Below are 12,961 nucleotides of genomic sequence, written 5' to 3'. Positions count from 1 at the left end.
CTCTCCGCCGCGGCACTCTCCGTGCCTGCACGCGCGTTCTCCGCAGACAGCCCAGCCAGCCAACTCCGGGGTCAGCGCGCCTTCACGCCGCTGCCGCTCGGCGCGATTCGGCCGCGCGGCTGGCTGCTCGACCAGCTCAAGGTCCAGGCCACTGGCCTGTCAGGCCACCTATACGAGGTCTGGCCCGACGTCGGCCCGAACAGCGGCTGGCTCGGCGGCAGCGGTGAATCCTGGGAGCGCGGACCTTACTATCTCGACGGACTCGTACCCCTCGCGTGGCAGCTCGATGACGAGCGACTGAAGTCGCTCGCCGAGCGTTTTGTCGACTGGTCCCTCCGTACACAGCGGCCGGACGGCATGTTCGGTCCCCAGTCGAACGACGACTGGTGGCCGCGGATGGTCATGCTCAAGGTCTGGTCGCAGTATCACGAGGCGACCGGCGACGCTCGCGTGCTGCCGGCCATGTCCCGCTACTTCGCCTACCAGCAGCGCCAGCTCCCGGGGCGTCCCTTGAAAGACTGGGGCCGCTACCGCTGGCAGGATGAGGCGCTCTCGGCCGCATGGCTCATGGAGCGTCAGCCCGATCCGATGCTGCTCAACCTGGCGCGCCTGCTCTACAGCCAGGGCTACGACTGGCAGGCCCAGTTTGTAAACTTTCCATTCACGGAGCCGTGCACGGCTGCGTATCTCAACCTGAGGCCCGGCGAAAACAACGACCGCGCCATGCAGAGCCACGGCGTGAACCAGGCCATGGCTCTGAAAACGTCACCGGTCTGGTACCTTTTCTCGGGGCAGCAGCAGGATCGTGATGCGATCAAGCGCCAGCTTGCGACGCTCGATCAATACCACGGTCTGCCCAACGGCATCTTCTCCGCAGATGAGCACCTTGCCGGTCGCAATCCGTCGCAAGGCACAGAGCTCTGCACTGTCGTCGAGGCCATGTTCTCGCTCGAGCAGTCCCTTGCCATCGTCGGTGACGCCGCGCTCGGCGACCGGCTGGAGCGGATCGCGTACAACGCGCTCCCCGGCGCGTTCACCGATACCATGTGGGCGCACCAGTACAACCAGCAGCCCAATCAGGTTGAGGTCAGCCTGCACCAGCGGCCATGGACGACCGACGGGCCCGAGTCGAACATCTACGGCCTCGAACCCAACTTCGGCTGCTGCACCGCGAACTACCACCAGGGCTGGCCCAAGTTCACCTCGAGCCTCGTCATGCGCTCGGCGGATGACGGACTCGTGCTCGCGGCCTACGCCCCGTGCGAGGTCTCGACAAAGCTGCGAGGCACAGCCGTGCACATGACCGTCGACACCGAATACCCATTCCGTCCGGATGTGCGCATCACGCTGAAGCACGACAAGCCACTCGCCTTCCCGCTGCGCGCGCGTGTGCCGGACTGGGCGAAGGACGCGACGATTCGTATCAATGGGAAAGCCGAGCCTGCGCCGCAGCCCGGCTCGTTCGCCGTGCTCGATCGCACCTGGAATCCAGGGGACACCGTCGAGCTGAGCTTCCCAATGGAGCTGCGCACCTCCCGCTGGTTCCACGATTCCGTGGCGGTCGAGCGTGGGCCGCTGGTCTTCTCGCTGCAGGTTCAGCAGGACTGGCTCAAGCTCCGCGACCGGGGCCCCGCGTCTGACTGGCAGGTCTATCCCGCCAGCGCTTGGAACTTCGCGCTCGACCCTGCAGCGCTCTCCGCGCATGTCACGGAGCGTCCAATCGTCGCGGGTTCGCCGTTCACTGCTCAGAATGCGCCCGTCGTCATCGAACTGGCGGCGCACCCGGTGCCTGGCTGGCGAGCGCAGGATGGTGTCGCCGATCCGGTACCAGCGGCTGCACCCGCGCCCGGCCCCGCGCAAACGGCGACGCTGATCCCGTACGCCGCCGCGAAGCTGCGCATCACGGCATTCCCACCCGTCAACACCGGCGCGGATACAAAACCTCACGGCTAGCTCTTCACCCTGAGCACGCTATCGGTGCGTATGATTTCTCTTGAATGCCGAACCGGCCGAACACTCAAGAGACACAAACCGAGCGCGCTGACGCACTGGAAGTGCTGCTCGCGGCCTCGTCCATGCTGCTGGACGCCTCAAGCGAAGAGTCCGTGCTCTCGGGCATTCTCGAGATCTCGAGCAACGTGCTAGCGGCAGATGCTTATGCCGTCTGGTCCGAGATCGATGCCCAGCACAACTGGCGTGCCATCGCGAGCCTGGGGCTCTCCCCCTCGTATCGTCTCGAAATTCCGGCATCCTCCGCGGCTGCTCCGCCGACCTCCATCATGGCGGTTGAAGATATTGGCACTGTGCCGATGCTCGAGCCGTTTCGCGAAACCTATCGCAAAGAGGGCATTCGCAGCATGCTCGTGGTCCCGCTCAGCCGGCAAGGTCAACCCGCGAGCGGACTGCGTCCCAGCACCATCACTCTCTATTGGCGTCACCCGAGACACTTCACCGCCCGCGATCTCGACTACGCGGCCGCTCTCGGCAACCTCACGGCCACCGCACTCAAACAGCGCGAGCTGCGTGACGGAGCACAGCGTGAACGGCAGCGTCTCGCCTTTCTCGCGGACGCAAGCGCTGCACTCGCCTCGTCGCTTGACTACGAAGCTACCCTGCAGCGGGTGGCGCAACTGGCCGTGGAGAGCATCGCGGACTGGTGCGTGGTGTACGTCGAAGAGAACGGCGTCGCCAACCGCATCATCACGGCGCATGCGGATCCGGCAATGCTCGAGCAGGCCAGGGAGTATCAGCGCCGCTTTCCCGAAGTGATGAGCGATGATCGCGGCGTCGGCCTTGTCCTGCGCACCGGCCAGCCGGAGATCGCGACCGAAATCACGGACGAGATGATCGCCGCGGCAGCGCAGAGTCCTGAGCAACTGGACATGCTGCGGGCCATGCAGATTCACTCCAGCATCCTGGTTCCTTTGCCCGGGCACGAGCGCATCCTCGGCGTCATTCGCCTGCTCGCCGCCGGCAGCCCGCGCTTCTTCGATGCGGATGACGTGCAGATGGCAGAAGACCTGGCACGCCGCGCCGCAGCCGCCATCGAAAATGCGCAACTACATCGCGCGGTGCTGGAGCAGCAGCAGCAATTGCGGCTCTCCCACGCAGCCGCCCGCATGGGCAGCTGGCAGTGGGACCTCGTCCATCAACGCATCACCTGGTCCGACGAGTTCAAGCTGCTGCACGGGATACCCCTCGAGGCGCAGCCGGGCTTCGACGGCGGCCGCGACCTCGTCCATCCAGACGATCGCGCGGCCGTGCTGGCGACCCTCGAGAGCGTGCTCGACTCCGATGCTGAGCAGATCCAGATGGAGCATCGCGCCATCACTCCGTCGGGCCGTGTGCTCTGGGTCGAATCCCGCGGCAGTATTCAGCGTGACGCGAGTGGCAAGGCAATCGGGATCAGCGGTGTCACTCTGGACGTGACAGAGTCGCGCCTGGCCGAAGAGGCGCTCCGCCGCACGGAAAAGCTCGCAGCCGCGGGCCGGCTTGCCGCGACAGTCGCGCACGAAGTCAACAATCCACTCGAGGCACTGACGAACCTGATCTATCTCGTCTCGTCCATGGATGATCTTCCAGCCGAAGCTATGGCGCACCTGCGTGTTGCCGACGGCGAGCTTCGCCGGCTGAGTCATGTTGTGCGGCAGACGCTCGGCTTTTATCGCGAATCCGAGTCGGCGGGTGTCGTCGATATCGGCGTCGCTGCCGCCGAGATGTGCGGCCTCTACCGCAGCCGTGCGGAGGCTCGCTCCATCCGTCTGCACTGCCAGGCGGATCCGGAAAGCCTCGTGCTCGCCAATGCAGGCGAGATCAAGCAGGTGCTTGCCAACCTGATCTCGAACGCGATCGATGCGACCAGTCACGGCGCCATCGGGATCGTTGTGTGTCGTCAGCCGGACCGCGTCGACATCGTTGTCTCCGACACTGGCTCGGGTATCCCCGAAGACGTGCGCGATCGGCTGTTTGAGCCCTTCTTCACGACCAAGGCCGAGGTCGGCACCGGACTCGGCTTGTGGGTGTCACGTGGCCTGATCGAGAAACACGGAGGCACGCTGGACCTCATCACCAGCACGAGCCCCGGCGCGTCCGGGACTACCGTCACCGCCTCACTGCCGCGCGCGACCCGCGAGCCGGAAGAGACGCAGAAAGCCGCTCCTGCCGCGGCAATCACGCCGTCCCACAGCTAAGGCGCGGGCGGCGCTGCCTGGTCCCACATGCGGCGCTTTTGCTCGGCCACGTGTTGCTTGTACGCGCTCTCCTCGTTGGGTGACTGGAACTTGGCGCCCACCGGCCAGATAGAAAAATCGCGAAGCGCCAGACGTTGTGGTGTGCCGTGCATGCTGAGCAGTGCATCCTCCAGTTCGAGCAGTGACCCGCGTGAGAGCTGCAGCTCATGCTCCTGCGGCTGATACATGGTTCCCACCGGGTAGTCGAGGAAGGGCGTGCTCGACTGCTCGATGTGATTGCCCAGAATCTGGGCCACCGGCTTGCCCGCGGTGAACGCGATCAGCCGCTCCGTGCTGGCCTGGAATGCAGCGAAATCCACGACATAAAGACGTCCCGGGTAAAGACTGTCGCCAGCCAGCAGCACGGCAGTGTTGCGGTCATAAAAAGCCACACTGACAGTATCGTGTCCGGGAATGGGGATCAGGTCGATCACCCGGTCGCCCAGATCCACCTGCCCCACGTCCTGCGGCCAATGCGCAATGCCATAGAAGCGCTTGGTCGCTTCCACCTCTGCCGGGATCAGCGTCACCGGCACCGCCGGGTCACGAAGCGCGGCAATCTCCTTGTCTCCGAACACGTGGTCTTCGTGCGAGTGCGTATGCACCACCACGAGCGGGATGCTGCTGCGGTGATTGCGCGCGAGCCAATGGTGCATCGCCTCGGTCAGCGCTGGGGCAAGGTTCCCATTGCGCGAGCCGGTATCGATCAGCAGGGCACGCTCGCGGCCAAACAGTAAAAAAGACAAACGGCTTCTCGTAGTCGGTGCACGGCGACTGCCGCAGTAAGTAGAAGTTCGCGTTGTACTCATGCACCTGCCAGTCAGGAATCTCCATGCATCTCGGCTGCTGCGAAAGCCAGTGCTCCGGCAGCGTGCCGCGCTCGAAGCGTCCGCCATCAGGCTGTGGTAGTTGAGCCGTCGCGCTTCTCTGGAAAGGGAGCAGCAGCATTGCTGCCGCCAGTAGTGTCCATGCTTTGGTCATCATGCCTCGCCGGTGTGGAACAGCATCGCAGGTCTGCCGCCATGCAGCAAAAAGAAGGGCGCGCGCTCGTCTGCCAAGCACGCGCCCGATGGTTCCGGCCGCCTAGAAGCTGTAGCGCAACGAGAATTGCATGCGCCGCGCCTCCACTAACTGGCGGCTGTACACGCCGAAGCTGCTGGCGCTGAACGGATTGCCCTGCACGCTCGCCGGATCGAAACGAACAGAGTTGGTCGTGTTGAAGACGTCCCACTGGAACTTCAACGTCTGCGACTCGACGATGGGGAACACCTTGGCGAGACTGCTGTCGATCGAGAAGTAGCCGTCACCGCGGAATGCGTTGCGCGAGCCGGAATCCCCGGCGAATGGCGCCGTCACGTTCGCCAGTGCCTGCGTCTGGCTCTCGAAGGCGTTCGGCTGGCCGTTGATGATGCGGTGGCCGCCAGAGGAGACCTTGCCGGTGACGCGAGCGAAGCTCTGCACAGCCCAGTCCGTGCTCCAGCCAGCGCCGTCGATCCCGGAAAAGGGAAGCCCGCTCGTCCAGTGAGACAGGCCCGACAGGTTCCAGCCGCCGATGAACCGGTTCAGGAATGAACTCGTGTTGCTGAAGAATGCAGCACCCTGGCCGAACGGCAGATTGTAACCGCCATCGACAGAAATTGCATGCCGCGTATCGAAGTCAGAGACGCCTCGATTCCCGCGAATATTCCACGCATTGATGATGCTCGAGGAGGTCTGGCCCTTGTTGAAGTCCGTGCGCTCGGAGTCGGACCCCAGATCGATCGACTTGCCGAAAGTGTACTCGGCATCGAGCTGCAGACCGTGGCTCATCTGGTGATGCGCTGAGAGCTGCAGTGCGTGGTAGTCGCTCGATCCAACAGACGACCAGGCGTAGACCGAAGCGTACTGCCCATCAAAAATCGGTTTGTCTGGCCACCCGGGCTGCCCGGGTAATAGCCAAGGTCGAGCGAGTAGAGCGGGAACGTCTCATTGCCGACCGTGCCCGCGCTCCACAGGTCGTTGTAGATGTTCTGTGTCGCGCTCATGCCGTTCGCGGCAGCATTCGGAAACATGTTCTCGAAGTACGCAATCGGCGCAATCGCACCTGCATCCGTATTCGCCGTCCGCGCTGCGGAGAGGATGGCAGCCGCCTGGAACCACGTCATGCCGCTCCCCGAGTCGGCGAGGTTGACCGGCGTGGCAAGGTCCAGGTTCTGCAGCAGACGCCGGCCCAAGCGTCCGACATACGCCGCCTCCACCGTCCACCCCTTCGCGACCTCGCGCTGCACGGAGAAGTCCATCGCCTGTGCGTACGGCGTCTTCACGTGGTTGTCGACCGTCCAGGTCAGTGCCTCGATATTGCCGGGCGTCGCCGGCAGCGTCGTCGCCGCCGCCGTCGGCGGAATAATGCTGAGCGGCACCGAGGACGTGGAGCTGTAGCGTGGCGCTTGGTCCGGCGTCAGGTCGATCGGGCTGTTCACGCGCGACGACAGACCATAGGCGCCGTTCGCGTCAAACGTATCGACGATCCCCTCGCCGAAGTGGTCGTAGTAGATCCCCCAGCCAGCGCGGATGGACGTCTTGCCCTCACCGAAAATCCGGCCGAGCAGCCCGGAGGTGCGGGTGGGCGAGTAGGCAATCGCGAAGCGCGGTGCGAAGTCAGCCTTGTCCTTGGCCCACAATCCCGGCGCGCTGTTGGCATGGCCCGCTGCGCTGAACGAGACCTCCGGTTGCGTGGTCACGCCGTGCGCGGCATCGATGCCACGCTGCTGGAACCACTGATGCAGGTTGACCGTCGGCGCCACCTCCTGCCCGTGCACCTCGTAGGGCACCTGCAGGCTGGTGTAGCGCAGGCCGTAGGTCACGGTCAGGTCGCGCGTCACCTTCCAGCTATCCTGCGCGTAGATTTCAAATTCGTTCGACTTGTAACTGCGCGTCAGTTCACCCGGCGGCAACTGCGTCAGATTATTCCGCCCCTGGACCTTGTAGTTGAAGTACTCCGTCGCCACCGGGATGACGCCTGCCACCGCTGCGATCGCGTCACTGTACGCGCTCGAAAAGTCGCCGCTCACAGCCCCAATGCCAAGCTGCGGAAACGCGCCCGGGTCCAGGCTGTTCCCGGTGTTTGCAATCGCGCCGGCGCCCAGGCTGTAGTACTGCACCTGCGCGTTGTTATACGCAGTGGCATTGCCCTGGCGATTGTTATGCAGCAGCCGATAGTTCACGCCGGTTTGGTAAGTGTGAGTTCTGTGGCTCCAGCTCAGATCGTCCACAATGTTGTGCACGGGCACGTTCACGATCTGGTCGTACGTCGTCGCTGCCGTGGGCGTGATGTTCGCAAACGTCACGTAATCACCCTTCAACGAGCCGCGGTTCGCGAAGCCCTGCCGGATGTATCCATAGCGAACGCTGTTGACGAGCGTGTCCGAGATAGCCCAGGTGTGCCCAAAGCCCAGCCCGCGCGAGTTGTCGAAGTGCGTCGTGCTGGGTGAGCCACCGGGATACTGCACCGTCCCAATCTGGTTGTCGCTCTGCAGATTGCCGCGCAGGAACAGGCGCTGCCGCGCATTCAGGTTGTAGTCAAACTTCACGATATTGGTGATGTCCGACTGCGGGTTCGGGGAAGAGAACGTATACGAACCAAAATTGTAACCATCACCCAGCAGATTCCCATTCGCTTGTGGCAGCGTCGCGAAGTATGCAAGCGACGAAGGGTCCACACCCGGCCCCTGCGGGCATGTGCCCAGGCTCGAACAGTTGGGATCCATCTGCGCAATGATGGCCGGCGTCAACGTCGTCACATTCCCGCTTGCATCGAGGTACGTCACGTTGCCCTGGCGCAGACCGGCGCTCGGCACCTCGTTCGTCACCTGCCGGTTCTGCGAGATTTTGTCTGCTTCGTAGCTGCCGAAGTAAAACAGCTTGTCCGGGATGATGCGCCCGCCAAGTGAGGCGCCAAACGTATTGCGAATGTATTTGCCTGGTCTGTTCGGCTGGCCGCTGGCCAGCTCCGACTGCTTGATAAACCAGTCGTTCGCGATTGTGTTCGACGGGCGGTAGTACTCATACACGCTGCCATGCGTCTTGTTCGTGCCGCTCCGCGTTACCACCGAGACCTGTGCGCCCGACGAGCGGCCGGAGTCTGCATTCGAACTGGTCGTCACGACGCGGAACTCATCCACTGAGTCGCGCGTCGGCCGCAGCACGCCGCTGAACGCATAGCCCTGCGTCTGCGTGTTGTTGTCGATGCCGTCCAGTGTCAGGTTGCCCTGGTCCGAGCGCGCGCCATTCACGGCGCCGGCGCGGCTGTCCGAATCCATCGCCGTCTGCGATTGATCGCCGAGCGTGAGCACGCCCGCCTGCAGTGACAGCAGCGAGAACACATTGTTGCCCTGGAATGGCAGACTCTGAATCTGACTCTGGTTGAACGGTGTGCCGATCGTGGCGTCCGTCGCATTCAGTGCCGTCGCCTCCGCGCTGACCTCGACGGTTGTCTGCCCTGTCCCAACGGAAAGTGTCAGGTTCACAGTGGCCGGCTGATTCACCAGCAGCTGTGCCTTCGCGTTCTCCTCCGCGAAGCCGGGCGCGCTCGCCTTGATCTGGTAAGTGCCCGGGGGAATCTGCTGAAAGCTGTACTCGCCGCTGGCATTGGTGCGGTGTGTTTGCGTGAAGCCGATCGACGGCTCCGTGAGCACGATGTCGACATTGGCGATAAGTGCGCCGCCTTTGTCGGTGATCACACCGCGCACAGATGTGGTGGCGGTCTGCGCGAGTGCGAGTGTGGCGGCGGACAGCAATGAAGCAACGACGATCGACTGGCCAAAGTGACGCATGAGTTCCCCCAAGAAGTGCGCAGCAGATGCGAAGCAGAGGCAGCGCCGGATGCGGATCCGGCGATCACAGCGGTAGGTCGAGTGGATCGCTCGGCGTGGAGCGGCGACAGCTCTCCCGCAACGTCTGCCGCAGTGCGGATCAGAGGAAGGGAGCCGCCATATTCCCGTGGGGTGAGGGAATTATGTCGGGGGGAATATAGGAAAGCAACGTGTTCCGCGATACGTTATGGCCGGTATAACGAAAACGAATTTCGCACGCTACGAACGGCTCTCATACCGCGGTCGTACGCCGCCAGTCGCAAACGTGAAGAACGCATGACCGGCTCGCGTCAGCACGTGATCCTTACGGCTGATCAGCGCAAGGTGGCGCGCGATATCTACATTTTCGATCGTGACACTTCGCAATGTGCCTGCCTGGATCTCGCTCAACACATTGATGCGCGGCAGAAAGCCAATGCCGATCTCGTTCAGGATCAGCCGCTTCATCAACTCGTTCGAGTCAAGCTCCATGGCCACGCGCGGCACCAGGTTGGCTTGCGCGAACGATTCGTCCAGCTGCTCCCGCCGCCGCCCCTGCTTTGGCAGCAGCAGGCGATGCTGCGCGACCTGGTGTAACGTTGCGCGCTCCGCTCCACCAAGTGGGTGCCCGGCCGGCACCACGAGCACGAAATCATCTTTGTGAATCACCTCGATATGAAGGCGCGGCTCCTTCAACGGCAAAGATACGACGCCGAAATCCACTTCGCGATCGAGAACCAGCTTCAGCGACTTCACCCGCTCGGCGCGGATGATGCTGAGCGCGACCTTTGGAAACTGCTTGTGAAATTTGCTGAAGAAGAGTGGAAGCACATACAGCGCGGTCGAGTCGTTCGCGCTCACGCTCAGCGACCCGCGCGGCGAACGCTCCAGGTCGGCCAGTGTCAGCGTCATGTGATTCAAACGCGACAGGCAGTCCTCCGCGAAGGGCTCAAAGACGCGCCCGGCCGCGGTGAGTGTTACCTTGCCTCCGCCCCGTTCGAGCAGGCGATGCCCGAGATACGTCTCGAGCGAGCGAATCTGGGCGGAGATGGAGGGCTGTGTCACGTGCAGCGACTCCGCAGCGCGTGAGAAGCTGCTGCGCCGCGCGACCTCTAGAAAGGTCTTAAGCTGGTTGATGTCCATGCGTCCTGTGCCTGAGTGGGGTGTTCACTCCGGGGCGGCAACGTGGCTCGACCGGCGGGTACAGCAGCTTCGCAGCGCGGCGAAGCCACCCGAGTAGCTACAGGAAACCATGGACGGGGCCTTTCGCATAGAAGAAAGTGGTAAGTCCTATAGATCAGACCATCGACCCTGCGTATCTTCTTAGGTCAGCGTCTTGGGTCGAGCTATGCTGGGGCAACCGCACGGAGGAGTGATGACGTCTATCCGAGTCGCTGAGGGATGGCCGAGCAGGCGCGTCGCTTCGCTCGCCCTGATCGCGCTTGTGTCACTGGCCGTGCCAGTGTGCAGCGCCGGAACTCCGCGCCCTGGCCGCGCGCACGCCGCTCCTGAGAGGCCGGCGCCGCCCGCGACCGAGCCGACCGCCTACAGCTTCTCTCTGCCGGGCAGCGACGGGAAGGACATCCCGCTCTCGACATTCCGCGGACGCTACCTGCTTCTGGTCAATCTCGCGCGAGAGTCGACTTACAGCGCACAACTCCAACCGCTCGTCGCCATCAGCGAAACCTACAAGGCTCGCGGCCTCACAGTCGTCGGTGTGCCATCGAATGATTTCGGCGCGTCCGAACCGGGCACAGACGGCGAAATTCAGAAGTATTATGCCGGCGCGAAGGTGCCGTTCATCGTCTCGGCTCCAGCAAAGCTCAGCGGCGACGACGCCCTGCCCCTGTACGGCTTCCTGACGAAGGCGCAGGGAAAGGCTCCCGCCGACCCGGTGCATTGGAACTACACCAAGTTCATCATCGGGCCTGACGGCAAGCTGATCGCGCGGCTCGACCCGGACGTCGCTCCGGACAGCGCAGAGATGAAAGCGACGCTCGAACAGATCCTGGAGCATCGCTACAAACCAACGGACGCTGCTCACCCGCCGGTCGATGTTGCCAGCCAATAAGCGAAGCGCTCAGGCCCGCGCCGTTGCGCGCTCGCTGGCGAGGTAAGCGCGCCACCCGCCGAACGACGTAATCTCTCTTGCGCCGTCAACGGCTGCCGGCTCCGCTAGAAACCCTTTCACCTGTGTGTTGTCGTCGAGTATCAGCGTGCCGATCGTAAGTGGCGGCGGCACCCCGTCGACAAACGTTCCGACAGTGTCTGCGGGCAGCGCCCACACTTCCACCTCGATGCCGGGGCCGGCGAATCCCGGTACGCGCACGAGCCCCGGCTTCGCGGGCACCGTCCCGGGAAGCGCGTAAAAGCGATACTCCGGACTGGTACGGCACTGCCGCAGCAGCCGGCCACCGCGCTGCGTAAGCTGCCAGTTCAGCGGCTGTCCTGAAAGGTGCGCGCCGACTACGGCCATGCGGAGGCAGCCATGGGGTGTGTCTGCAGGGGGCAGCGGCGGAGTCTTTCGTAACTCTCGCTGTGACCCACCCAATGTCTCCGCCAGCCGCCGGTGCAGAGCATCGGCCAGCGGCAGCAGGGCCCGTTCCGCGAACGCAGGACCGATCAGACTGACCCCGAAAGGAAGTCCGTCTGGTCGCATGCCTGCGGGCAGCGCCACAGCCGCCAGGTCCAGCAGGTTCACGAAGTTTGTGTAGAAGCCAAGGTTGCTGTTGCACTCGATCGGCGCCGCGGCGATCTCGGCATGCGAGTAGCTGCGCGGAGCAGTAGGCAGCAGCAGCACATCGATCTGGCTCCACAACGACTGCAGGGCTGCTCGCATTGCCTTGAGCGCATATGCAGCGCGGAACGAGTCGGCTGCAGAGAAGTGTTCGCCCCGCGCGATGATCGCCGCCACGGTGGACTCGAGCTCCTCCGGTCGCGAACGCAGCAGATCCTCGACAACAACGAAACGTTCTGCCAACCACGGTCCGCGATAGAGCATCGACGCGACCTCGCGGAGTGGTGCGTAGTCGATCTCAACCGATTGGCCGCCCAGCGACTCGACCGCATCCACCGCCCGCTCATAGAGCGTGCCATTCTGCGCATCGCCGAAGAACTCGCGCTGCTCCGTTGGCAACACGCCGAAGCGCGCTTCGCCGATGCTGGTGCTCCACGGCGCGGCGCCCGTACCGGTGCGTAGCTCCCGCGAGAATGGATCGAGCTCGTCGAACCCCTCCACCACGTTCAGCACGCGTCCTGCATCGGCCGAGGTCTCCGCAAAAATTGAGACGCAGTCGAGCGTGCGGCACGCGGGCACCACGCCATGCATGCTGACCCGGCCGCGCGTGGGCTTCAGACCAATGATGTTGTTGAACATCGCCGGCACACGACCAGAGCCGGCCGTGTCCGTGCCCAGCGCGAACGAGACGAGTCCGTTGGCCACGGCCACCGCGGAGCCCGAGCTCGATCCGCCGGAGATGGCGTCACGCGCGAACACGCTCGAGCACGCGCCGTATGGCGACCGCGTCCCCACCAGTCCGGTCGCAAACTGATCCATGTTCGTCTTGCCAATTAGGATCGCGCCGGCTGCCTCCAGCTTCTGCACGATCGTCGCGGAGATCGCCGCTGTATACGCGTACGCTGGGCAGCCCGCCGTCGTCTCCATTCCGGCAACATCGATGTTGTCTTTCACCGCGAAGGGAACGCCGTACAGCGGCAACGTACGCATCTCTTCGTGCGCGAGATCATGAGCGCGACGCAGCGCCTGCGCCCGGTCCACGACGGAGATCCACACTGGACGAAGTCCATCGCTCTCGATGCGGTCATAGATCGCGTTCACGACCGACTCGGGTTGCTGCCGGCCCGCGCTGTAGTCGGAGTGCAGTGTCGTAATGTCCATGGATG

General features: G+C 63.7%; 8 protein-coding genes. 3 read left to right on the top strand and 5 right to left on the bottom strand.

What is annotated here, in order from left to right; translation table 11 throughout:
- Positions 1-21 precede the first annotated feature (21 nt).
- Positions 22-1,953: a beta-L-arabinofuranosidase domain-containing protein gene (locus AC5IJH_RS02750; protein WP_491901262.1), complete on the top strand. Its 1,932-nt coding sequence runs from the start codon at positions 22-24 to the stop codon at positions 1,951-1,953.
- A 44-nt stretch (positions 1,954-1,997) separates the two neighbouring features.
- Positions 1,998-4,190: a GAF domain-containing sensor histidine kinase gene (locus tag AC5IJH_RS02745; protein ID WP_491901261.1), complete on the top strand. Its 2,193-nt coding sequence runs from the start codon at positions 1,998-2,000 to the stop codon at positions 4,188-4,190.
- On the opposite strand, the gene AC5IJH_RS02740 is transcribed toward AC5IJH_RS02745, so the two are convergent.
- The 4 genes from AC5IJH_RS02740 to AC5IJH_RS02725 all read right to left on the bottom strand — a co-directional run bounded on the left by AC5IJH_RS02740 (position 4,187) and on the right by AC5IJH_RS02725 (position 10,201).
- Positions 4,187-4,975 (bottom strand): MBL fold metallo-hydrolase, encoded by a 789-nt coding sequence (locus tag AC5IJH_RS02740; protein ID WP_491901260.1) that lies wholly within the window; start codon positions 4,973-4,975, stop codon positions 4,187-4,189. The two genes, AC5IJH_RS02745 and AC5IJH_RS02740, sit on opposite strands and share 4 nt — an antisense overlap.
- A 337-nt stretch (positions 4,976-5,312) precedes the next feature.
- Positions 5,313-6,062 carry an outer membrane beta-barrel protein gene (locus AC5IJH_RS02735; protein ID WP_491901348.1) on the bottom strand — a complete coding sequence of 250 codons (750 nt, stop codon included), beginning with the start codon at positions 6,060-6,062 and terminating at the stop codon, positions 5,313-5,315.
- Entirely contained in the window at positions 6,035-9,040 is a 3,006-nt protein-coding gene (locus tag AC5IJH_RS02730; RefSeq protein ID WP_491901259.1) for an outer membrane beta-barrel protein, read from the bottom strand. The genes AC5IJH_RS02735 and AC5IJH_RS02730 overlap by 28 nt, the downstream gene beginning before the upstream one ends.
- A 258-nt stretch (positions 9,041-9,298) precedes the next feature.
- A complete protein-coding gene (locus AC5IJH_RS02725; protein WP_491901258.1) occupies positions 9,299-10,201 on the bottom strand; it encodes a LysR family transcriptional regulator in 903 nt (300 codons plus the stop codon).
- 232 nt (positions 10,202-10,433) lie between these two features.
- Between AC5IJH_RS02725 and AC5IJH_RS02720 the strand changes: the two genes are divergently transcribed.
- Complete coding sequence (locus AC5IJH_RS02720; protein WP_491901257.1) at positions 10,434-11,129, top strand: glutathione peroxidase; 696 nt, start codon at positions 10,434-10,436, stop codon at positions 11,127-11,129.
- Positions 11,130-11,138: 9 nt separating this feature from the next.
- Here the strand turns inward: AC5IJH_RS02720 and atzF are convergent, their stop codons facing one another.
- Entirely contained in the window at positions 11,139-12,956 is a 1,818-nt protein-coding gene (atzF, locus tag AC5IJH_RS02715; protein WP_491901256.1) for an allophanate hydrolase, read from the bottom strand.
- Positions 12,957-12,961 lie beyond the last annotated feature (5 nt).

The sequence above is a fragment of the Candidatus Dedyshia acidiphila genome (genome assembly GCF_051025295.1).
Taxonomy (GTDB): Bacteria; Acidobacteriota; Terriglobia; order Terriglobales; family Acidobacteriaceae; genus KBS-83.
The sequence above is the reverse complement of the archived record's forward strand: the minus strand, read 5'-3'. Positions and strand labels throughout refer to the sequence as shown.